Origin of the sequence: Streptomyces sp. NPDC002795 (assembly GCF_042888725.1) — a bacterium.
Taxonomy (GTDB): Bacteria; Actinomycetota; Actinomycetes; order Streptomycetales; family Streptomycetaceae; genus Streptomyces.
On sequence record NZ_JBIAQB010000001.1, the window covers coordinates 560,892 to 580,335 of the forward strand.

Below are 19,444 nucleotides of genomic sequence, written 5' to 3' on the forward strand. Positions count from 1 at the left end.
AGCCATCGAGGACATGGGCGCCCGCACCGTGCCGTGGAGCGAGGCGGTGTCCCGGACGTACGACCTGGTCATCGCCGCGAGTCCCAAGGGCGAACTGGGGCAGCTGCGGGGCCCGCACGTCCTGCTGCCGCACGGAGCCGGGTTCAACAAGACCATCCCGTACGAGGGGTCGGCCGACTCCGCTTCCGGCCTCGACCCGATGTATCTGAGCCGTGCCGAGAGTGCCGCGCCCATAGCCCTGCACGCCCTGGCCCACCCCTCTCAGCTCACCCGCCTCACGACCGTGGCCCCACAGGCGGCACGCCGCGCGAAGGTCGTCGGCGATCCCACGCTGGAGCGCGTGCTCGCCTCGCGCGCACACCGCGACCGTTTCCGGGCCGCGCTGGGCACGGGTCCGCGCACACTCGTCGCGCTCGCGTCCACCTGGGGGCCCGAGTCACTGCTCCGGCGTCGACCGGACCTTCCGGCGCGACTCGCCGCCCGACTCCCTTACGACGAGTACCAGTTGGCGCTCGTCGTGCACCCCAACGACTGGAGCCGGCTCGGCGCCTTCGAGCTCGGGCAGCGGCTCGCACCCGCGCTCGCGGCCGGGATGCTGCTGCCGCATCCCCGCGACGAGTGGGCTTCGGTCCTGGTCGCGGCCGACGCCCTGGTCACCGACCACGGTTCCGCCGCCTTGTACTACGCCGCCGCCGGCGACCGGCCCGTCGTCGCCGCCTGCCGGGGCGGCGACGAACTGCTCCCCGGCAGCCCCATGGACGTACTCCTGGGCGCTGTACCGGAGTTGGGCCCGTCGCAAGACCTGCAGAAGGCCCTGCGTGCGTATCAGCCGGGCCGCGCCGCCGAAGCCGCCCGGTCCGCCTTCGCCCACCGGCACGACGCCCTGCGGCGGCTGCGCGACGAGCTCTACGCCCTGCTCGGCCTCGCCCCTCCGGACCTCCCCTCCCCCGCAGCGACACCACTGCCGCTCCCGGCCGCGCCACGCCGTACGCCCTCCGCCTTCGATGTGCACGTCGAGTTCACCGAGGACTCCATCAGCGTCGCGCGTCACCCCGCCGGGACGGTCACACCGGGCCATCACCTCGCCGTGGAGCACGGGGCGGCGAGTGAGCAACTCGCCCGCTCCGCAGGGCTCTTGTACCGGCGACCGCTGGTCGACTCCGCCCACACGGCCAGCCTCGGCTGGACCTTCGAAGGGTGGGCGCGGCGGACACTGGACGACTATTTGGGGTGCCGGACGGCCGCCGTCGTCCTGCCCGCGGGACGCTGCCTGCTGCGCTTCCGCGGGCACGACCGGCCGTACGTCCTCGACGTCGGGACCGTCGCCGGGAACGGTCGCGTCGCCCGCGTGGACCCGGCGGCCGCGGTGTCGGCCGCGCACGCGTGGCTGACCAGTACCGCGACCGGCACGTCGCTGACGTCGTGCGTGATCGGTGAGCGCGCGTTCCCCGTTCACCTGCGCCCCGCCACGCCCGAAGAGGCCCAACAGGAGGTCTAGGTCAGGCCGTTGCGTCGCCGGATCTCGTGTGCGGCCTGCCGGTGGTCGGCCGCGTCCACGGTGCGGCCGTCCGCCTCCGCCAGGTCCGCGAGGGCGTCACGCACACGGGCCTCGTCGAAGCCGGAACCCCGGGATCGCGCACCCTCCAGGGACTCCTCGTACAGGCGCCGTGCCTCGGACCGGCGGCCGAGCCCGGCCAGCACACCGGCCAGCGCGAAGCCCGTGCGGCGCGTCATGCGTTCGCGGCGCTGCTCGCGTGCGGCGTCGTGTGCTTCGGTGAGCAGGCGCCGCGCGGCATCCGTGTCGCCCAGTCGCGCCTGCGCCTCGCCCATGCGGTAGGTCTGGAGCATGACGCCGTACGGGTTGGGGATCGCGCGATGGATGTCGCGGGATGCCTCGAAGTGCGGTACCGATGCAGCCCAGTTGCCTTGCGCGCTCTTCAGCATGCCCTGGAACTCCACGACCGAGGCGGCGAGTTTGCGCTCCGTCTCCGTTCCGCCGAGCAGGCGTGCCGCCGACGCCGCGGCGTCGAGCTCGTCCGCGGCCGTCTCGTTCTCGCCCGATTCCCACAGCTGCCGGGCGAGTTGGCATCGCGTACGCACCAGCCACGCGGCGCTCCCACCATGCCGGACCGCCGCGTCACGCGTGAGTCTCAGCGCGTCGATGACCTCGGGGCGTCCCGGGTGGTCGAGGGCGTACGTCCACAGGGGCTCCGACAGGGCGACGGTTTCGGCGTCCATGCCGAGTGCGTGGGCGAGGCGTACGCAGGCGAACAAGGTGTGCCGTTCGGCGAAGAGCCACTTGGCGCCCTGCGCGGCGGCGTCCGGCAGGGGTACGTCCGGCGCGTCGGGCAGGGGTGCGATGCGGTCCGTCACCACCAGGCGGGTGCCCGCCGCGAGCAGGTCGGCCCGCTGGGCCTGGCGTACGTACCAGCGCAGCACCCGGATCCGGGCCTCCTCCGCCTCGACCGCCGCCGCGTCGTGGCGCGATCTGCGCAGGGCGTGCGCGTGCAGGGGGCCGGGGAGCCGCATGTGTCCGTCGCCCGCGCGCAGGTCGAGGACTCCGGCCCGGTCGAGCTCTTCGAGGGCTTCCTCGCAGGCGTCGGGGCCGAGGCCGAGCAGGGCCGTGGCCGACTCCGGTGTGAAGGTGGCACCGGGGTGGTGCGGCAGCAGCCGGTAGAGGCGCGCGGCCGCGTCGGGCAGCGCGCTGTACGCCGTGTCCCAGACCCGCTCGACGCCGGGCACTCCCTTCTCGCCCCACTCGCCGCGCAGTTCGTCGATCAGCCGGGGCAGCGGCCGCAGCCGGCGCGAGCGGATCCAGCGCCCGGCGACGTGCAGGGCGGTCGGGAGTCCTTCGCACAGGCCGATGAGCGCGCGTACGGCCTCCGGGTCGGTGGCGAGGCGGTCGTCGCTCACGATCAGGTCGAGGAGTTCGGTCGCCGCCTGTTCCGTGAGCGGCTGCAACGGCATACCGATCGCGGCGCCGTCCTCCAGGTCGTACAGGGGCCCATGACTCGCGACGATCACGAGGCTCGCGCCGGATGCCGGGAGCAGGGGGACGAGTTCGGAGGCGTACCGGACGTTGTCGACGATCAGCACCAGCTTCAGGTCCGCCGTCATGCTCCAGTACTGCTTGCAGCGCGCCTTGAACGGGCGGGCGACCAGGTCCGCTTCGACGTTCAGGGACCGCAGCAGCTGCGCGAGCACGTCACCGGGGTCGAGCACACCGTCGAGCCGGAGGTCGTCGAGGTCCACCGAGAGGACGCCGTCGGGGTACCGGTCGCGCACCGTGCGGGCGATGACGTACGCGAGTTCCGACTTGCCGAGTCCGGCGGGGCCGCTCAACGACATGACCAGCGGCCGGGACCGGCCCCGCCAGTCCTCCACCGCGCGCAGGGCCCGCTCCCGCTCGGTGTGTCGGTTGACGAAGTGCACCGGCTCCGGCGGAAGTTCGATCCTCACGGGCTCCCTCTCAGCTGTGACGTCCGGTCAACTGGGCGTACGGCCAGGAACTTTACTAGCCGTGAACGGGGAAACCGTGGAGCCGTCAGCGCAGTTCCACAGCCGCAGTGCGCAGCTCTTCGAGGGCGGCCAGTACGAGGGGTGCCAGCTCGCCGGGGGATTCGTCGCGGGCCGGGTCGACCCATTGGGCGAAGCCGAGCTTGAAGGCGAGTACGCCGAGTTCCGCGGCGACCTGCGCCGTGGGTTCCGGGACATCGCGCAGGCGTAGCGCCTCGACCATGGCGGCGGCCATGCCGATGCTCTTCAGCGCGTTGCGTTCCTGCAGCTCCGCGTTGGCCTCGATCGCCGCGTGCAGCATCGGGCCCAGCTCGCGGTTGAACGAGGTCATCTCGCCCGATGCGCGCTCAAGGCCTGCCGCGACGGCCGCGACCGGGGGCGTGTCGTCGGGGGCGTCGGCGATGCCCTCGACGAGCAGGCGGCTGAGGGTCTTCTGGCCCGCGGTGAGGATCTCCCGCTTGTCGGCGAAGTGCCGGTGGAACGTGCTGCGTGTGAGGCCCGCGCGCTCGGCGATCTGGGCGACGGTCGTGTCGTCGTAGCCCTGCTCGGCGAACAGGTTCAGCGCCGCCACGACCAGGCGCTGCCGGGCATCCGGCTTCCATCTCGGCATACGGTCATCCTAGGTGATGCGACACATGTCGCATCAGCGGGTGTACCGTGGCCGGTGATGCGACATGTGTCGCATCACTTTCCTCGCACTTTTCGCACCCTTGGAGTCGACCATGCGCGTCTTCATCACCGGCGGTACGGGCCTGATCGGCTCGGCCGTCGTCGCCGAACTGCTCGCCGCGGGTCATACAGTCACCGCCCTCGCCCGCTCCGACGCCTCAGCCGAGAAGGCCACGGCGGCCGGCGCGGACGTGCTCCGCGGTGGCCTCACCGATCTCGACGTGCTGCGCACCGGCGCGGAGCAGGCGGACGGCGTCGTCCACCTCGCCTTCAGCAACGACTTCAGCTCACCGGAAGCGCTCGCCCGTGCGGTGGCCGAGGAGGGCGCCGCACTCAAGACGCTGGGTGACGCCCTCGTCGACAGCGACCGGCCGCTCGTCACCGTGTCGGGTACGCCGTGGGTGGCGGGGCGGGCCTCGACCGAGGAGGACCCGCTGCCCACGGACGGGCCCGTCGGCGGGCGCGGCGTGTCGGTGCAGCGCGCCCTCGGCCTCGCCTCGCGCGGTGTGCGCAGCTCGGCGATCCGGCTGCCGCGCACCGTCCACAACGAGGGCGACGGCGGGTTCGCCGGGCTGCTCACCCAGATCGCCCGCCGAACCGGCGTCGCCGGCTATCCGGGAGACGGCACGCAGCGCTGGCCCGCCGTCCACGCGCTCGACGCCGCCGTCCTGTTCCGGCTCGCCCTGGAGAAGGGTCCGGCCGGAAGCGCGTGGCACGCCGTCGCCGACGAGGGTGACGCCGTGGGTGACATCGCCGCGGTCATCGGACGGCGGCTCGGGGTCCCGGCGGAGTCGGTGCCGGAGGAGAACTTCGGTCCGCTCGGGCCGGTCTTCGCGACCGACCAGCCGTCGAGCAGCGCGCACACCCGCGCCGCTCTCGGCTGGCAGCCGACCCACCCGGGGCTGCTCGACGACCTGGAGAAGATCCAGCCGTGACGCGCCCGGCCGGTCGTGGTCAGGCCCGCGGGCCGTTGAACTCGGCGGCCACCGCGAGCAGCCCGCGTACCCCGTACTCGATGACCGGCTCCGCCTGCGGGGCGAAGCGCGGCGAGTGGTTGCCGGGGATGCCAGGACGCGGCTGCGTCGGGTCCTCGCCCTCGTAGAGCTTGGGATCGAAGCCGCCCCACATCCAGAACACCGACGGGCAGTCGAGAGCCGTACCGAAGAGGCCGAAGTCCTCGCTGCCGGAGAGCGGGCGCGCCATGTGCTGGACGCCTTCGTCTCCGTATACGGACAGCAGGGCGGCGCGGGCGCGCTCGGTGGCGTCGTCGTCGTTGACGGTGAGCGGGAAGGCGTTGAGCGGCTCGAACTCCGGCTCGCGCGGGGCTCCCGCGGTCTGCGCCTCGCCGCGGACGATCCGCTCGATCGCGGCGAGGACCCGCTCCCGTACGTCGGGGTCGAAGGTCCGGACGTTGACCTTGAGTTCGGCGCTGTCCGGGATGATGTTCTCCTTGTGGCCCGCCCGGAACGAGCCGACCGTCACCACCGCCGCGTCCTGGGCGGCGATCTCCCGGGAGACCACCGTCTGCAGCCTGGTCACCACGTGCGCGCCGAGCACGATCGGGTCGACGGTCAGCTCGGGCTGGGAGCCGTGTCCCCCGGAACCGAACAGGCGGACGCGGAAGCTGTCCGCGGCCGCCATGGTCGTGCCGGGGCGCAGCGCGACCGTGCCGGTGGGCAGCGGGCTGACGTGCTGGCCTAGGCAGACGTCGGGGCGCGGGAAGCGGTCGGCGAAGCCGTCGTCGACCATGGCCTGCGCACCCGCCGCGATCTCCTCGCCGGGCTGGAAGACCGCGAGCAGTGTGCCGCGCCAGGACGTGCGGTCCGCCGCGTACAGGGCGGTCGCGCCGAGCAGCGCGGTGACGTGGTGGTCGTGGCCGCAGCCGTGCATCACCGGTACCTCGTGGCCGTCGGGGCCTGTCGCGGTGTCGACCGAGGCGTAGGGCAGGCCCGTGTCCTCGGCCAGCGGCAGCCCGTCGGTGTCGGCGCGGAGCAGGACCGTGGGGCCCTCGCCGTTGGTGAGTGTGCCGACGACGCCGGTGACACCGACGTGCTCGGTGACCTCCCAGCCCTGGGCGCGCAGCACGGCCGCGATGATCGCGGCGGTGCGGGTCTCGTGCATCGACAGCTCGGGGTGGGCGTGCAGGTCCCGGTAGAGCTCGCCCAGGGCGGGCAGCAGTTGCGGCAGCCCCTCGTCGGCGGGGGTGCCGGCGGGCAGGGTGAGCCGGGCGGGGTCGACGGGGCAGGCGGCGGGCGTGGAGGTGGTCATGCGGCGAAGCTCCTTCGCTGAACGGGGGCGGGTGGTCAGTTCCGGACGGCGGGGCCGAGCCGGGAGCGCAGTGCCTCGGAGGTCTGCGGGGTGATCAGGGCGAGGCCCGCGGTGAGCGCCGCCCCGAGGGCGAGGACGGCGAAGGCGACGGTGAACGAGTAGGTGTCCGCGAGATAGCCCATCAGCATCGGGACCAGGATGCCCGCGGACTGGCCGCCGAAGTTGATCATTCCGGAGGCGGCGCCGCTGAGCCGGGTCGACAGCGTCCGCATCGGCACGGCGAAGATCGGGGTGAAGCAGAACGTGCAGGCGGCGAAGGCGAGACACAGCAGGGTCTCGAACGCGACCAGGCTCTCGGCCTGCGTCATCGCGAGCACCGACACCCCGGCGACGGTCATGGAGGGCGCGACGAGCAGCGCGGGGCGGCCCTTCAGCTTGTCCGCGCACCAGCCGCTGAGGATCATCGCGACGCCGCCGAACAGCGCGGGCAGCGCGGTGAGCAGGCCCGAGCTCTCCAGCGAGAGCCCGCGTTCGGTCTGGAGATACGACGGCACCCAGGAGTTGAGGCCCCAGGCGAGCATGCCGTAGCCGAACAGCATCCCCACGTACAGCCACATCGCCGGGGTGGCGAGCAGCGCACGCGTTCCGCCGCCGCCCCCGGCGGACTCCCCCTGTGCGGTCGGCCGCGCCGGGGGCAGCAGGAGTTGGACGAGGACGAAGGTCGCGACGCCGAGTCCCGCGACGGCGTAGAACGACATGCGCCAGCCCCACAGGGCGATGACGGGTCCCGCGATGAGTGGCGCGACGACCGCACCGAAGGAGTTGGACGAGGAGATCCAGCCGCTCGCCGTCATCCGCTCGCGGGATCCGGTGCGTTCGGCGACGGCCTTCATCGCGGCGGCGGGGAAGATGCCCTGGCCCGCACCGAACAGCACGCGGATCACGACGAGCGCGGCGAACGACCAGGCGGTGCCGGTCAGCGCCGTGAACACCGACCAGATGAGCATCGCCCACAGCAGGACCCGCTTGGATCCGAACCGGTCGGCGAGCAGTCCGCCGGGGATCTGGCAGGCGGCGTAGGCCAGGAAGAACGCGGAGAGGACCATGCCCTGCTGGGTGCGGTCGATGCCGAACTCGGCGCCGATGTGCGGCAGCGCGAGGTTGATCACGAGCCGGTCGATGTAGTCGACGATCCAGGCCAGGAACAGCAGGCCGACGGTCATCTTCGCGGCCCGGTCGAGCCGCACCTTGCCCTCGGCGGGCGGGGACTGCGTGTCGGGCGCGTCAGTGGGTGTATCGGTGGCGCTCACGGCGGCTCCACGGTGTGTGTCGCGACTGGGGTCACCCTGCGGGCCCGGCCTGATCCGAGCAACGGGCCCCAGGGGTGGGCGCGCACGCCTGTATCCGCGGACGGGTCCACGTCCGGGCAGACGCGCACATCCGTACGGCGGGCGTCCGCCCCTGTGTGGGGGCCGCCGCACGGGCGGGTGCGAGTGGCCCCACAATGGTCGCCATGCCGCCCGCTCCCGCACCGATGCCGGAATCCACCGTCCCTGAGACGCAGGATTCCGTCTCCCCGACTCCCGACATGTGCGACTCGGCCACCGCTGACGCACATGACCTCGACGAGACGGACATGGCGCTCGTCGACGCCTTGCAGACCAGCCCCCGTGCCCCCTGGTCGCGGATCGGCGGGGTCCTCGGGATCGACGCCACCACCGCCGCCCGCCGGTGGGACCGGCTGCGCGCCTCCGGGCTCGCCTGGAGCACCGCGTACGAGGCGTGGGAGCGGCACGGGCGGGGGCAGCGCCTGTGCATGGCCTTCGCCGACGTGGCCGTGGCCCCCGGCAGCCTGGCCGCCGCCACGGAGGCGGCGTGCGCCGACCCGCGTGTGGCCAGTGTCGAACGCACCACCGGCGGCGGCGCCACCGGCAGCGACGGCGCCCTCTTCCTCACCGTGTCCTGCTCCGGTACGGCCGCCCTGACACGCTTCGCCGACGGCCCGCTCGCCGGGCTGCCGGGCGTGCGCGACGTCCAACTCTCCGTGGTGCTGCACAGTTACCGGGAAGGCGCGGACTGGAAGGTGCACGCGCTCGACCGGGGCCAGCGCTCCCGTCTGACGTCCGCCGTGGCGGGTCAAGCGGCGGCGCCGCAGCACGGCGACGCCGACCGTGCGCTGCTCCGCGCCCTGTCCTGCGACGCCCGCCGCCCCTACAGCGATCTCGCCCGGGACACCGGCACGAGCGAGGCGACGGTCCGCCGCCGGCTGGCCCGGATGCTGGCTTCGGGCCAGGTCAGGATCCGCTGCGACGTGTCCCACCTGGCGGCGGGCCGGCCGGTCATCAGCACGTACCGGGTCGCCGTGCCCTCCGCCGAACTGGACGCGGCGGGGCATCTGGTGGCCGCGCTGCCCGGTGTCCGGCTGTGCATGGCGGTGACCGGCGAGGCCAATCTGCTGGTGTCGACCTGGGCGCGCTCACTGAGTGACGCCGCCGCCTTCGAGGTCCGGCTCGGCTCCCGGCTTCCCGGTGCCCGAATCCTGCGCCGTGACGTCACCCTGCTGACCGCCAAGCGGATGGGGCGCCTGCTGGACGACGACGGGCGCGCCCGGGGACACGTCCCGGTGGACCACCGCGCCTGAACCACCCTGACGACCCACCAACTCCGAGTAACCTGACGGCCCATCAACTGCCGGGCAGCAGCACCGCCTTCAGCGTCCTCCCCGCCCTCTGCTCCGCCACCGCCCGGTCGAACTCCCCGAGCCCGTACGTCGTCACCAGCTCGTCCAGCGGCAGCCGCCCCTTCTCGTAACGCCCGATCAGCTCCGGCACGAGCTGCGACGGTTGCGCGTCCCCCTCGACGCAGCCCCGGAGTTGGAGCCCCCGCAGCATCAGGTCCCGTACGTCGATCTCGGCCCTGGCGGGACCGAGGCCGACGACGGCCAGCGTGCCGCGCGGCTGGAGCAGGGCGAGAGCGCGGGTCAGCAGCTCCGGGCGCCCGGTGGTGTCGAGCGCGTGGGTCACCGAAGGGAGCGGGTCGTCCAGGGAGGCGACTGCCGAGGCCCCGAGGCGGGTCGCCAGGTCGCGGCGCGCGGCGACCGGCTCCGCCACCACGACCTCCACCCCGTCGGACAGCGCGGTCAGCACGGCCGCGCTGCCGACCGCGCCCGCACCGACCACCAGGAGCCGGTCACCTGGCCCCGGTCGCAGGACGTTGAGCACCGCGCCCGCCCCGGTCAGGAATCCGCAGCCCAGCGGGGCGGCGCCCCACGGCGGTACGTCGCCGACCGGCACACAGGAACGGGCGTCGACGAGCGCGGCCGTGGCGAAGGACGACTGGCCGAAGAAGGAGCCGAACACCGGCACACCGTCGACGTGGATCGTCGGTGTGCCGTCCGCGCGGCGGCCCGAGTTGTTGAGGGTGGTCGCCAGCGCGCAGTAGGCCGGGTGGCCGGACCGGCACTGCCCGCAGCGGCCGCAGTGCGCGAACGAGAGGACGACCCGGTCGCCCGCTTCCAGGCCAGCGACCTCCGACCCGAGGCGCTCCACGACCCCGCAGCCCTCGTGGCCGAGCACCGCCGGGCGGCCGCCGAGCGCCTTGCGGGTGGCGAGGTCGGTGTGGCAGACGCCGACCGCCTCGATCCGGACGAGCACCTCGTGCGGGCGCGGGTCGTCGAGTTCGGCCTCGACGAGTGCGGTGGGAGCGGCGCCGCGCGAGAGCAGTACCGAGGCCTTCACGGGCGGCCCGGAGTTTCGCGTTCCAGGCCGAAGTAGAAGTGCCGGCCGTCCGCGAGCACGACGCCGGGCTTGCCGTTCATCACACCCATGAGCGTGGTGTCGTCGACCCGCTTGAAGTGGTCGAACACGGGCATCCCGTCGTACACCATCGTGGCGGTCACCTCGCCGCGGAACTCGACGTTCCACAGGCTGGCCTCGCCGCGGCCCGCCTTGGTGTCGGAGTAGAGGCCGCCGTCCTCCGCGCGACAGATCAGTGGCTTCGCGTCGTCGAGCGCGTCGAACCGCTTGCCGTGCCAGCGGCTCGCCGCCAGCACCTTCTCGATGGGGTGGCCGGTCAGGAAGGCGAAGCCGCGCCAGGGTCCGAGGAGCGATGCCGCCTCGACCGTCTCCAAGTCGGCCCACAGAGCGTCGAGTTCGGCCGGATCCACCAGGCCCTCCGCCGCGCGCAGAGCCGCCCACCGTGCGCTCACGTCGCTCATCGGACCCCCAGCCTGCGCAGCAGGGCCAGTTGGCCGTTGGTCCGGCGGATGAACGATGTCACCGAGCTCTCCTCTGGTTTCGTCGGGCCGAGAGGGAGGAACCGCTGCGTGGCGATCGTCTGGCTCTCGGTGTACTTGCGGATGCCCTCGGCCCCGTGGCGCCTGCCGAGTCCGCTGTCGCCCATGCCGCCCATCCCCGCCTCGATGCTGCCCGCGGCCGCGGCGGCGCCGTCGTTGATGTTGACCGAGCCGGACCGGATCCGGCGTGCGAGGCGGGCGGCCTCGCGGGTGTCCTTGGACCAGATCGACGCCGAGAGGCCGTAACTGCCCTGGTTGGCCAGGTCGACCGCCTCGTTGTCGGTGGCGTAGGGGTGGAGCGAGACGACCGGTCCGAAGGTCTCCTCGCCGCATACGGCCATCTCGGGCGTGACACCTTCGAGGATGGTGGGTTCGTAGAAGAGCGGGCCGATGTCGGGGCGGGCCCTGCCGCCCGCGAGCACGGTCGCCCCCTGGGCCACCGCCCCGTCGACATGGGACTCGACGGCCGTGAGCTGTGCCTTCGACGTGAGGGAGCCGATGTCCGCCGAGTAGTCGTAAGTCCGGCCGAGGCGCAACGCCCGTGTCGCGCGGACGAGTTCGTCGCGGAAGGCGTCGTAGATCGTCTCGTGCACGTAGACGCGCTCGATGTGGATGCACATCTGCCCGGTGTTGGCGAAGGCCGCCGCCACCGTGCCGGCCGCGGCCGCCGTGATGTCGGCGTCCGCGCGCACGATCAGCGGGTTCTTTCCGCCGAGTTCGAGGGAGGCGCCGACCAGGCGGCGTGCGGCGCGTTCCCCGACGGTGCGCCCGGTGGCGGTCGAGCCGGTGAAGCAAACGTAGTCGACGGCGTCGACGAGGGCGGTGCCGACCGCGAGGCCTGGGCCGGTCACGATCTGCCACAGGTCGGCGGGCAGTCCGGCCTCCGTCCAGAGGGCCCGCGTCCACAGCAGGGTCAGCGCGGTCTGTGCATCCGCCTTGGAGACCACGGCGTTGCCGGCGAGGAGGGCGGGCAGTACGTCGCCGACACCGAGGTAGAGGGGGTAGTTCCAGGGCGCGATGATGCCGACGACCCCCTTCGGCACCCGCACCTCCTGGACCCTGGTCGCGCCGGGGATCATCCCGCGTACGCGGTGCGGCGCCAGGTAGTGCCGGGCGCGCCGCGCGTAGTGCCGGGCGATCGTGGCGACCTGGGCCACCTCCATCCACGCGTGGTAGCGCGCCTTGCCCGTCTCCCACTGGATCAGGTCGAGCGCCTGGTCCTGCCGCTTCAACAGCAGGTCGTGGAAGGCGAGTACGAGGTCGGCGCGGTGCTTGGCCGGGGTTCGCGCCCATGCCGCCTGGGCGACGCGGGCGCCTGCCACCGTCTCCGACACATCCTCCGCGGTGCACGTGGGAACGGCGGCGACCGGTGAGAGGTCGAACGGGGCCAGCGCGGTCAGCGGTTCGGGGCCCTCGTTCTCGTCGCGTTTCGCGTCGCGGCGCACCCCGCCGCACCACCGCGCGACCGACTCGTCCGTCACCCACGCGGGGCGGGCCTGGTCCGTGCTCATGCGGACTCCTCGCTCGTACGGGACCGGTGCTCCGGTTCGCACCGGTCACTTCAATGCCCTGTCGGCACTCTTGCCGACTCTCTTGTCGATGACTGCGCGCCTCGCTATGTTAATCAGAAATCACATCCTGGAACAAGATTTGAAGCGTGGCGGAGACCCCAACACCCAGCACTTCCGGGCTTGTTGAACCGCCTGGCCAACCAGGGAAGCGAGTAAGTCAATGACAAATCTGAGCCGCAGAAACATCCTGTCGCTCGGTGCCGCGCTGGGACTCGTGGGCGCGACGGGTACCGCCACCGACGCATGGGCCTGGTCGCCGACGGGCTCGGTCGCGGGCTCCGGAGCGGGCACCGACCCCGAGTACGTGTGGGACGACGACATCGACCCGCTGATGGCCAAGATCATCACCAGCGGGCAGGTCCCGGCCGTCAACAAGGCGATGGCGTCGTGGGTGAACAACAACGACCCGCTGCCCACCGGCCTGCCCGCCGAGCTCACCACGTACCTCCAGGGGGCCAACAAGCTGCCCTCCTGGGCCGATCCGAAGAAACTGGCCCGCGCCGCCGACTTCAACCGGCGCAAGGACACCTACCTCTTCCTTCTCTACGGCCTCGGCAGCGGGATCATGAGCACCGTGATCCCGCGCGAGGCGACGAGCGTCTACTGGTCGGCGGGCGGCGCCGACATGCAGGACCGCGCGGCCAAGACGTTCACGTTCGGCTACGACCTGGCCGAGCTGAAGGGCCTGGAGCCCGAGGGCCAGTTCATCGTCACCGCCAACAAGACGCGCATGGTGCACGCCGCGGTGCGGCACATGCTGCCGCAGTCACCGCACTGGTCGGCGGTCGCGGACCAGAAGATCCCGATCAGCAACGCCGACATCCTGGTCACCTTCCACAGCCTCGGCACGTTCGTGCGCAGGAAGCTGCTGGACTGGAAGGTCCCGTTCCCGGCCGAGGACCAGGAGGCGTTCCTGCACAGCTGGCAGGTCGCCCTGCACCTGCTCGGTGTGCGCACGGAGTACATCCCCAAGTCCTGGGCCGAGGCGGACAAGCAGTCGGCGCAGGTGCTCACACCGATCCTCTCCCCGACCACCGAGGGCATCGAACTGGCCGAGGATCTCCTCGGGTTGACCGCACAGATCGACCTCGGCGTCACACGCGGGTTCCTCAACGAGTTCGTGCGCTACGTCCTCAGCAACGAGATCGGCGACTGGCTGGGGCTCAAGCGCGACTACGCCTCGGCCGCCCTGATCCGCACCGTGTGGCCGGCCTTCATCCTCTTCCGTGAGGGCCTGAACCCGGTCGCGCCCAGCGCGTTCTACATGTTCGACCAGTTCGTCCGCGCGCTCGCCATGGCGTTCCTGAACAAGGGCGAGTCGGGGAAGACCACACCCATCGTGATCCCGACACACAACCGGCAGGACTGACACCCCTCCCCCACGCGGGCGTTGGGGCTCACCGCTCAGAGTCCCAGCGCCCGCACCACGAGTCCCGCCACCGTGGCCCGGCGCTCGGCGCTGTCCCGCCACCGCATGCTGCGCCCGGCCTCGACCACGACGCCGAACCCGGCGTGCACCAGGACACGCGCCTGCCGCGGGTCGAGTTCGGGGCGGGCGGCCCTCAACTGCTGTTCCCATACGGCGATGTGCTCGCGCTGCGCCAGGATCAACGGGCGCTGCAGCTCGCCCGGCAGACCGACGAACTCGGCCTCGGCGACGCTCGTCAGCGCGGTGTGCTCGAAGCTGTACGCCACGTACGTGGCCGCCAGCGCCGCCACCGCCTCGTGCGGGTCGGCCGTCCCCTCCAGGTTCCGCTCCACCGCCTGGGCCAGCAGTTCCGCCGCTTGCAGGCAGGCCGCCGCCAGGATGTCGACCTTGCCCGGGTAGTGGCGGTAGAGCGCGGACGGGGCGAGGCCCACCGCCTCCGCGATCTGCCCGTTCGTGACATTGGCGAACCCGTCGCGCGCGAACAGCGGGACGGCGGCCGCGAGGATCTCCGCGCGGCGTGAACGCGCCACCGGGAGGGCCGGGAGTTCGACGGGGCGCGTGCTCTTCGCGGCCGGTGGGGCCGGGGGCGGATCCGTCACGACCAGCCGCAGGGCGCACGTCAACAGCAGCTCCTCGACCCGGCGTTGGGCGATGGACGTGCGGTGCATCGTGATCGACCCGACCGCGCCGAGCGCCGCCACGACCCGCAACTCCGCCCGCTCACCCGGATGTTCCCTGCGCACCGCCTCGGTCACCCGCCCGACGACGCGCGCGAACTTGCCCCGCAGCAGCCTGCGGTCCTCGCGGTTGAGGTACCGGGCCTCCCACCGGTACACACCACCCTCCGCGCGCCGCTTCACGGTGATCCGGATCAGGGCCGTGAGCAGTTCCGCCGTGTCCGCCTCGGGCGGCAGCTCGTCGAGCGTGGCGACGAGGCCGTCCACCATGGCGTGCGCGCACTCGGAGAACAGCGCGTACTTGTTCGGGAAGTGCCGGTACAGGGCCGCCGCGGTGATGCCCACGCCCGAGGCGATCTCCTCCATGGACGCCGCGTGGTAGCCACGCTCGCTGAAGAGTCGCCCGGCCGCCTCGACGATCAACTGCCTGCGGTTGCGGGGACGCGTGGCCGGCATCGGCTCCGCGGTCATGACCGGGCTGATGTGCGCGGGGACAGGGGCGGAGGCGGGGCCATGCGCGCCAGTCAATCACACGCCCGGCACGGTCCCGCGCCCCCTGGACCGTGCCGAGCGTGCCCCGTGCGGGCTACTGGTCGCTGATGTCGACCATCCAGTTGATGCCGAAGCTGTCGGTGCACATGCCGAACTCGTCGCCCCACATCTGCTTCTCCAGCGGCACCGCGACCGTCCCGTTGGCGGTCAGCTTGTCCCAGTAGCCGTGCAGCGCCGCGGAGTCGTCGCCGCTGACGCTGACCGAGATGTTGGTGCCGACGGTGCGGTCCATGCCCGGCGGGGTGTCCGAGCCCATGATCGTGAATCCGGCCGGTGTCTCCAGGAGGGCGTGCATGATCTTGTCGGCGAAGCCGGCGGGCGCTCCGCCGCCACCGGCGGAGCCGAAGGTGTTCAGGGTGAGCTCGCCGCCGAACACATCCTTGTAGAACTCCATGGCCTGGCGGGCGTCCCCATCGAAGGCGATGTACGGGTTGAGGCGAGAAGCCACAGCGGGTTCCTTTCCTGGCGTGCTACGTGTGAGTGCTACGGACTTCCGCATTATTCGGCGTCGACTCCGCCCGCGCACGGTGAAGCTCGGCCATCAGGTCCTGCATCGTGTGGTCGTCGGCGTCGGCCCCTTGGGTCTCGGCGGTGCGGACGAACATGGTCTGCTCGTACGCCGCCAGCGCTGCCTCTACGTCGCCGGGGTGCGCGGCGACGGCCCGTGCGAGGTCGGCTCCGTCGAGCATCGCCAGGTTGGCGCCCTCGCCGTTCGGGGCCGCGAGGTGGGCGGCGTCGCCCAGCAGAGTGACGCCCGGGACCCGCTCCCACCGCTGCTCGGACGGCAGCGCGTACAGGTGGCGCAGGGTCGGCGCGCTGTCGGAATCGGTGATCAGCGCGGCGAGCTCGGGCGCCCAGGCCCCAAACTCCCGCGCGATGCGCCCGGTGGCCGCGGCGGCGTCGGTGAAGTCGATGGCGTCGAACCACTCCCGTGGCTCTTCGAGGTTCACGTAGGCGTGCAGGGTGCCGGCCCGCTCCCGGTGCGCGAAGAGTTCACGGCCCGGCTTCAGCGAGATCATCATCCCGTCGCCGACCGCCTTCGCGGTGGCCGGGTGCCGGGTGTCGGACTCGTACAGGTAGGTCTCGACGACCGACTTGCCGGTGTACTCGGGGGTGGCGGCGCTGAGCAGCGGCCGGACCCGGGACCATGCGCCGTCCGCGCCGACGAGCAGGCCGGTGACGACGCGGGAGCCGTCGGCGAAGGTCACCTCGTGGCGGCTCTCGCCGAGGGCGCGGACCGCGCCGACCTTGTGGCCCCAGCGGACGGTGCCGGCCGGGAGGGAGTCGAGCAGGATCTGGCGGAGCTCGCCGCGGTAGACCTCGGGACGGCCGCCCGTGCCGTCGTCGTGCTCCTCGAACAGGAGGGTGCCGTCGGGTTCGAGGACCCGCATGGCCTGGTGCCCCTCCAGGACGATCGCGCGGAACTCGTCCATCAGGCCGGCCGCTTCGACGGCGAGCTGTCCGTTGTAGTCGTGGATGTCGAGCAGTCCGCCCTGTGCGCGTGCGGTCGGCGAGGGCTCCGCCTCGTAGACGGTGGAGGATATGCCGTTCAGGTGCAGGACGCGGGCGAGGGTGAGGCCGCCGAGGCCGGCGCCGATGATCGTGATGTCAGTGGGTACGGAAGGGTTCGCGGAGAAGGTCATGGGCCCCAATCTCCCCGCGGTCGACGACGGATCCCCTACAGACCGCCGACGGCCGCCGACACCCCACCGACAGTGGCCCCTCCGGGCGGTGCGCGGAGGGGCCGGCGCGTCAGCGCAGCACCTCGAACACCCAGTAGTCCGCGGGCCCTTCGGCGGTGTACGGCGCGTCCTGTCGCCGCTCGACGACCTTGAGGGCGCCGTCGTCCACCTGCCGCTGCACGTACTCGACGAAGCCCGAATCCTTCAGGTACTTCGAGAAGGTGCTCAGTACGACGAGGCCACCCGGTTTCGTGACGCGCAGCAGTCCCCGCAGCCCGGCCGGAGGCACGTGTCCCAGCGTGAACACACCGCAGGAGACGGTGACGTCATAGGTGTCGTCGGCGAACTCCACCAGGCCCTTGTTCATGTCCACGCCGGCCGTGAGCGAGCGGTAGACACCGGTCCTGCGGGCCTGTGCCACCATGCTTTCGCTGAGGTCGAAGCCGTCGATCACCGTGACGCCGCGCCGCGCGAGCACCGCCGCGACGAGGCCGGTTCCGCAGCCCGCGTCGAGCACCACGGATCCGGCGCCGATGGCTCCGGGGCGCTCGTCCACCACGGCGCCGAACAGGTCGCCCAGCTCGGCTGGGCCCCGGTACTCGGTGAGCCGCAGATCCTCGTCGTAGGAGGCGGCCCAGTCGCCGTAGTACGTGTCGATACGGTCGGGGATCCCGTCGAGGTGGTGCGCCCGCTTGATCCGATCCTGGCTCTCTGACACCCAAGTCTCCCTTGTTGTCGGACAGTTGGCGCTACCGGCAGGCCCCGGCGGCCTGTCGGTGGCGACCTTCACGCCGCTACCCGAGAACTCCGGTTCCGAACATGACCGGGTGCAGGCCGACCGGTTACAGCAGGTGGGTGGCGGTGGTGAAGCGGGCCAGGGTGTCGGGCAGCGGGTCGATGCCGATGCCGGGGCCCGACGGCACCGTGAGGCAGCCGTCCTTGTCGAGCACGAACGGCTCGGTGATGTCCTCGGCGTAATAGCGGCTGGACGCCGAGGTGTCACCGGGCAGGGTGAAGCCGGGGAGCGCGGCGAGCGCCAGGTTGGGGGCCCGGCCGATGCCCGTCTCCAGCATGCCGCCGCACCACACCGGCACACCGTTGGCGACCGCGACGTCGTGGATGCGGCGGGCCTCCAGGTAGCCGCCGACGCGGGCGGGCTTGACGTTGATGACCCGGCAGGCCTCCATGGCGATGGCCGTGGCGGCGTCCCGCGCGCTGTGGATCGACTCGTCCAGGCAGACCGGGGTGGTGATGCGCTGCTGGAGCCGGGCGTGGGCGCGCAGGTCGTTCTCGGTGAGCGGTTCCTCGATCAGCAGCAGCCCGAACTCGTCCAGTTTCCGCAGGTGTTCGGCGTCGGCGAGGGTGTACGCGGTGTTGGCGTCCACCTGGAGCGGCAGCGCGTCGCCGAAGCGCTCGCGCACCGCGCGCAGCGGCTCCAGGTCCCAGCCGGGCTCGATCTTCAGCTTGATGCGGACATAGCCATCGGCGAGATACTCCTCGACGTCGTCGAGGAGTTCCGGGATGGAGTTCTTGATGCCGACGGAGACACCCGCGGGCACCCGCTGTCCGGTGGCCGAGCCGAGGTAGGTGGCCAACGGCATGTTGTGGGCGCGCAGTTCGGCGTCGAGCAGCGCCGTCTCCAGGGCGGCCTTCGCCAGTTCGTTGCCCTTGACGGGTTCCATCGCGGCGCCTGCTGCCGCCGCGCGCGGCTCGGGCAGCGCCTTCACTCGCGGCAGCAGGAAGTCGCGGATGACGATCTCGGCCCCGGCGATGAACTCGGAGCAGTACAGCGGGTCGGGGTCGCCGGCGAACTCCGACCAGCCCTCGGCCTCGTCGGTCACCACGTGCAGCAGGAAGGCGTCCTTGCTGTCGACGCTGCCGAACGAGGTGCGGAACGGCTTGACCAGCGGAATCGCGATGTGCAGCAGCTCTACGCGTTCGATCTTCATGCCGGGTCCTCCTGGGTGGTGAGGGCGGTGAGGTGGGTGCCGTGGGTGAGCAGGTACCAGCCGTCGCGGGACATGGCGGTCGCCCGCAGGCCCTCCGCGTACGCCGACGTGAACACGTCACGCACGGCGTGCCGCCAGCGCAGCGCGGTGTCCGGGTCACTGGCGCGCAGCGCGACGATGTCCTCGGGGACGCGGCACCACAGTCGGTTCGCGTCGCGGGCGGCGAGCGGTCCGCCGTCGGGGGCCTTGGCGATCACCGAGGCGTCGGCGCGGCCCTCGGTCGGGTCCGGAGCCTGCGAGGCGTCGGCCGTCAGGTCCCACAGGGCGGTGAGGCGGTCGGTCTCGTCGCCGTTGTTGATGCCGTCGTCCATCGGCCCGTAGAAGTCGACCTGGTACTCGCTGGCGACCGCGCCGAGCTTCACCAGGTTGAAGCGGGCGTTCCTGGCGACGAGCGGGTCGAAGGTCCAGCGCATGGTGCGGGCGCCTCGATCGAGGGCCCACGCGCGCTGGGCCTGCTTGACGGCGTGGCCCGTGCCGCGGTCGGAGACGGCGGCCGCGGCGGCGAGCGAGTACACGTCCCGTTCGGCCGGTGGCCCGAACACGGCGACCGAGGCACCGACCACGGCGCCGCCCGACCGGGCCGCGTGCACGGCGCCGCCCGCGTGGGCGACGCTGTGCAGCACATCGGTGTGGAAGGGCGGGGCGTCGCGGGGCATCTGCCACACGTCGGCGAGGAAGTCGGCCACCGCCCGCAGTCCCGCCACGTCGTCGACGGTCGAGGTCGTCAGATCGTTCATGGCACGAGTCTCGGGGCGGACGGCGGGGAGGGCTTTGTGG

17 protein-coding genes are annotated in these 19,444 nt (G+C 72.2%); 4 read left to right on the plus strand and 13 right to left on the minus strand.

Annotation, left to right across the window (positions count from 1 at the left end):
• The first annotated feature begins 13 nt into the window (after window positions 1–13).
• Window positions 14–1,498: a translation initiation factor 2 gene (locus ACFYWS_RS02435; protein ID WP_389269461.1), complete on the plus strand. Its 1,485-nt coding sequence runs from the start codon at window positions 14–16 to the stop codon at window positions 1,496–1,498.
• On the opposite strand, the gene ACFYWS_RS02440 is transcribed toward ACFYWS_RS02435, so the two are convergent.
• Together ACFYWS_RS02440 and ACFYWS_RS02445 are read right to left on the minus strand one after the other, a co-directional pair.
• Window positions 1,495–3,459 (minus strand): hypothetical protein, encoded by a 1,965-nt coding sequence (locus tag ACFYWS_RS02440; RefSeq protein ID WP_389268634.1) that lies wholly within the window; start codon window positions 3,457–3,459, stop codon window positions 1,495–1,497. The genes ACFYWS_RS02435 and ACFYWS_RS02440 overlap by 4 nt on opposite strands.
• Before the next feature lie 85 nt (window positions 3,460–3,544).
• Entirely contained in the window at window positions 3,545–4,126 is a 582-nt protein-coding gene (locus tag ACFYWS_RS02445; protein WP_389268636.1) for a TetR/AcrR family transcriptional regulator, read from the minus strand.
• 112 nt (window positions 4,127–4,238) lie between these two features.
• Between ACFYWS_RS02445 and ACFYWS_RS02450 the strand changes: the two genes are divergently transcribed.
• Window positions 4,239–5,120 (plus strand): SDR family oxidoreductase, encoded by an 882-nt coding sequence (locus ACFYWS_RS02450; RefSeq protein WP_389268638.1) that lies wholly within the window; start codon window positions 4,239–4,241, stop codon window positions 5,118–5,120.
• A gap of 19 nt (window positions 5,121–5,139) precedes the next feature.
• Here ACFYWS_RS02450 and ACFYWS_RS02455 read toward each other — a convergent pair whose 3' ends face one another.
• A complete protein-coding gene (locus ACFYWS_RS02455; protein ID WP_389268640.1) occupies window positions 5,140–6,453 on the minus strand; it encodes an amidohydrolase in 1,314 nt (437 codons plus the stop codon).
• 35 nt (window positions 6,454–6,488) lie between these two features.
• A complete protein-coding gene (locus tag ACFYWS_RS02460) occupies window positions 6,489–7,763 on the minus strand; it encodes an MFS transporter (RefSeq protein ID WP_389268642.1) in 1,275 nt (424 codons plus the stop codon).
• Between the two features lie 203 nt (window positions 7,764–7,966).
• Between ACFYWS_RS02460 and ACFYWS_RS02465 the strand changes: the two genes are divergently transcribed.
• Window positions 7,967–9,094 carry an Lrp/AsnC family transcriptional regulator gene (locus ACFYWS_RS02465; RefSeq protein ID WP_389268644.1) on the plus strand — a complete coding sequence of 376 codons (1,128 nt, stop codon included), beginning with the start codon at window positions 7,967–7,969 and terminating at the stop codon, window positions 9,092–9,094.
• Between the two features lie 43 nt (window positions 9,095–9,137).
• Here the strand turns inward: ACFYWS_RS02465 and ACFYWS_RS02470 are convergent, their stop codons facing one another.
• From ACFYWS_RS02470 to ACFYWS_RS02480, 3 genes are read right to left on the minus strand one after another with little or no spacing between them, the layout of a single operon-like run.
• Window positions 9,138–10,190, minus strand: a complete 1,053-nt coding sequence (locus ACFYWS_RS02470; protein ID WP_389268646.1) for an NAD(P)-dependent alcohol dehydrogenase — start codon at window positions 10,188–10,190, stop codon at window positions 9,138–9,140.
• Entirely contained in the window at window positions 10,187–10,669 is a 483-nt protein-coding gene (locus ACFYWS_RS02475) for a DUF4334 domain-containing protein (protein ID WP_389268648.1), read from the minus strand. The genes ACFYWS_RS02470 and ACFYWS_RS02475 overlap by 4 nt, the downstream gene beginning before the upstream one ends.
• Complete coding sequence (locus ACFYWS_RS02480) at window positions 10,666–12,258, minus strand: succinic semialdehyde dehydrogenase (protein WP_389268650.1); 1,593 nt, start codon at window positions 12,256–12,258, stop codon at window positions 10,666–10,668. The genes ACFYWS_RS02475 and ACFYWS_RS02480 overlap by 4 nt, the downstream gene beginning before the upstream one ends.
• 220 nt (window positions 12,259–12,478) lie before the next feature.
• Here ACFYWS_RS02480 and ACFYWS_RS02485 point away from each other — a divergent pair, with 220 nt between their 5' ends.
• A complete protein-coding gene (locus tag ACFYWS_RS02485) occupies window positions 12,479–13,687 on the plus strand; it encodes an oxygenase MpaB family protein (protein WP_389268652.1) in 1,209 nt (402 codons plus the stop codon).
• A 35-nt stretch (window positions 13,688–13,722) separates the two neighbouring features.
• Here the strand turns inward: ACFYWS_RS02485 and ACFYWS_RS02490 are convergent, their stop codons facing one another.
• From ACFYWS_RS02490 to ACFYWS_RS02515, 6 genes are all read right to left on the minus strand, one after another.
• Window positions 13,723–14,895 carry a TetR/AcrR family transcriptional regulator gene (locus ACFYWS_RS02490; RefSeq protein WP_389268654.1) on the minus strand — a complete coding sequence of 391 codons (1,173 nt, stop codon included), beginning with the start codon at window positions 14,893–14,895 and terminating at the stop codon, window positions 13,723–13,725.
• A gap of 115 nt (window positions 14,896–15,010) precedes the next feature.
• Window positions 15,011–15,424, minus strand: coding sequence for a VOC family protein (locus ACFYWS_RS02495; RefSeq protein ID WP_389268656.1), 414 nt, complete (start codon window positions 15,422–15,424; stop codon window positions 15,011–15,013).
• Between the two features lie 22 nt (window positions 15,425–15,446).
• Window positions 15,447–16,619, minus strand: coding sequence for an FAD-dependent oxidoreductase (locus ACFYWS_RS02500; RefSeq protein WP_389268658.1), 1,173 nt, complete (start codon window positions 16,617–16,619; stop codon window positions 15,447–15,449).
• Window positions 16,620–16,728: 109 nt separating this feature from the next.
• Window positions 16,729–17,376, minus strand: coding sequence for a class I SAM-dependent DNA methyltransferase (locus ACFYWS_RS02505; protein WP_389268660.1), 648 nt, complete (start codon window positions 17,374–17,376; stop codon window positions 16,729–16,731).
• Window positions 17,377–17,500: 124 nt separating this feature from the next.
• Window positions 17,501–18,607, minus strand: coding sequence for an o-succinylbenzoate synthase (gene menC / locus ACFYWS_RS02510; RefSeq protein ID WP_389268662.1), 1,107 nt, complete (start codon window positions 18,605–18,607; stop codon window positions 17,501–17,503).
• Window positions 18,604–19,404 carry a chorismate synthase gene (locus tag ACFYWS_RS02515; protein WP_389268664.1) on the minus strand — a complete coding sequence of 267 codons (801 nt, stop codon included), beginning with the start codon at window positions 19,402–19,404 and terminating at the stop codon, window positions 18,604–18,606. Before ACFYWS_RS02515 ends, menC begins: the two co-directional genes overlap by 4 nt.
• Between the last annotated feature and the right edge of the window lie 40 nt (window positions 19,405–19,444).